The 2,169-nt window shown below is 38.7% G+C and carries 2 protein-coding genes; both read left to right on the top strand.

What is annotated here, in order from left to right:
* The coding region (locus MRT15_RS09115) for a DUF3883 domain-containing protein (RefSeq protein WP_304329776.1) at positions 1–622 on the top strand (622 nt) is incomplete at its 5' end.
* Between the two features lie 4 nt (positions 623–626).
* Positions 627–1,916, top strand: a complete 1,290-nt coding sequence (locus MRT15_RS09110; protein ID WP_304329775.1) for an MBL fold metallo-hydrolase — start codon at positions 627–629, stop codon at positions 1,914–1,916.
* Positions 1,917–2,169 lie beyond the last annotated feature (253 nt).

The raw sequence follows: 2,169 nt of genomic DNA, 5'->3' as shown, positions 1-2,169 counted from the left end.
AGACCAATTTTGGGTTGAGGATAAATTTGGAGATAAAGTGAGGGCAAAGGTCCTATACGATTATCGAAACTTAATGGTTGACGAATACGTCAAATATCTAATTGGAGTAGAGGATAGGGGGATGAGTGCTCAACATACAAATTGGATTCCAAGGGAAAGTGGTGGTAGAGATGCTTCACACTTCCTCTCATCTTCACAAAAGTTTTTAGGGGCAATGGTTGTGGTAGGTGAAGCTGTTAAGACACTTCCTCCACCTCCACCCATTGTTGTGGAGGAAGTTGAGCGGAAAGCCATGGAATATGCAATGGATTTTGAAAAAAGGAACCAGAGAAGCCCTGAAGATGTGAGCAAAATAGAGCATTATGACATTAGAAGCATAGATTCAAGGACTGGTGAAGTAAGGTTTATAGAGGTGAAGGGTAGATGGGATCTCGACATAATTGTTGAGCTTACTGAGACGGAATATGAATATGCGAAGAAGCTTGGCGATAACTATTGGCTCTATATAGTTTATGGATTCTCAACAGGTAGTCCAAGGTTATTGGCGATAAGAGATCCTGTGAATAAAGCTAAGTGGAATACGGTTGAAGTAAAGAAATATCGCTTTATGGGAGTACGATGAGGTTATGAGTCAGCAAAGAGTGTTTGAACATAGTTATGGTAAAGTGAAGATTAGAGTTTATGGTGGATTAAATGAAATTGGTGGAAATTGTGTTATCGTAGAGGATGAAGATAGGAAGATAGTTTTCGATAATGGCATTAGATTCTCTGTTCTTAGAAGACTGTATGGTGGGAGGATAGAGCCTCTCGGTCCTTTAGAGTTACGTGCAGTTGGAGCAATACCACCATTGGAAGCACTTCAAGGGGCTTCAGCCATCTATATTTCACATCTCCATCTAGATCATACTGGGCTACTCGGCTCCATCACCCCTGAAGTAGGCATAAAGATTCCAAGTACAAGAGTTCTGGAGAATACGTTGATGTCATGGTATAGAAAGCCTGGAAGCTGGTTAGCCTATGTTCCACCAGACTACACAGCCAAAATTGAAGAGGCTACTTCGGGGAAGGAAGACGAAAATAGAGTGATAGCATTACCGGTAAGTCATAGCTGCTTCCCAGCCTACTCCTTCCTATACACTGGGAGTGATGCAACCATATTTTATAGTGGAGACTTGAGACTTGACCCCTTAATCAATATAAGTCATCGGCTAGATGAAGTTATGAGGGGTGTGGGTGTCGATAAAGTGGATTTAGCATTAATTGAGGGAACAAACTTTAGTGCAGATCACACACCAGCAACGGCGTCCACATTTAGAGATTACATATCCCTTATGCTAAGGGAATATGAGCTTGTATCCGTCTCGATAGATCCACTAGATTTAGAGGCCTTCATGGCAATACTAGACTTATCAATGTTAATGGGGAGAAATCTGGTTATAGGGTCTGAAAGACTGTTATGGGCTATAGAAGAAGTTGAGAAAATAATGCCAGAAGCACTTGACAAGATATATGTTAGTGAAGAACTTGAAATCCCCACACCATTACTACTTAGAAACATAAGTTTAGCCAATGAGGTTTTTAAAGATCCAAAGAGCTATGTAGTCGCAATTGAACCGGTAGGACTTCTCCAAATATTCAGGAAATTGAAGATAAGTGGAGAGACTCCAGATTTAGCAGGCTCAGCAGTTGTTTTAATGGACCCTGAACCAAGAGAATCAATAAAGGAGGTTGAAGAGGGAGCTTTAAGAACATGGCTTAAAACCTTTGGAATACAAGCCTTTAGACTTAGATTATCTGGACACTACCTACCACATCAATTCCGCAACATAATTGAAACAATAAAACCAAAAGAAATCATTCCAATACATACAGAAGAAGCCAATCTAATGATTAGGCTGTTTCAAAGGTTTAGGTGAAAAAGGCTTAGAGTTTTATGCTTTAATCATCAAAATAAGTTGAAGATTATGATGGATGATAAAGTAGTTTATAGTTTATAGCGTTTGGCGAATAGTTTCGATTAAAATATTGTCTCTAATTGAAGTGCAAAAAGTCATAAATTTTTGATTTTTATAAAATGTTATTGGGTTAACTTTATGGAAGGAAGCATTTTAAAGCAGAAAGTTTCTGAATATTTTAAAAGATATGGATATTTAGTTGAGTTGGATGAGA

Origin of the sequence: Candidatus Culexarchaeum yellowstonense (assembly GCF_024707025.1) — an archaeon.
Classification (GTDB): domain Archaea; phylum Thermoproteota; class Methanomethylicia; order Culexarchaeales; family Culexarchaeaceae; genus Culexarchaeum.
Note: the sequence above shows the minus strand (reverse complement) of the source record. Positions and strands in the feature narration are given on the sequence as shown.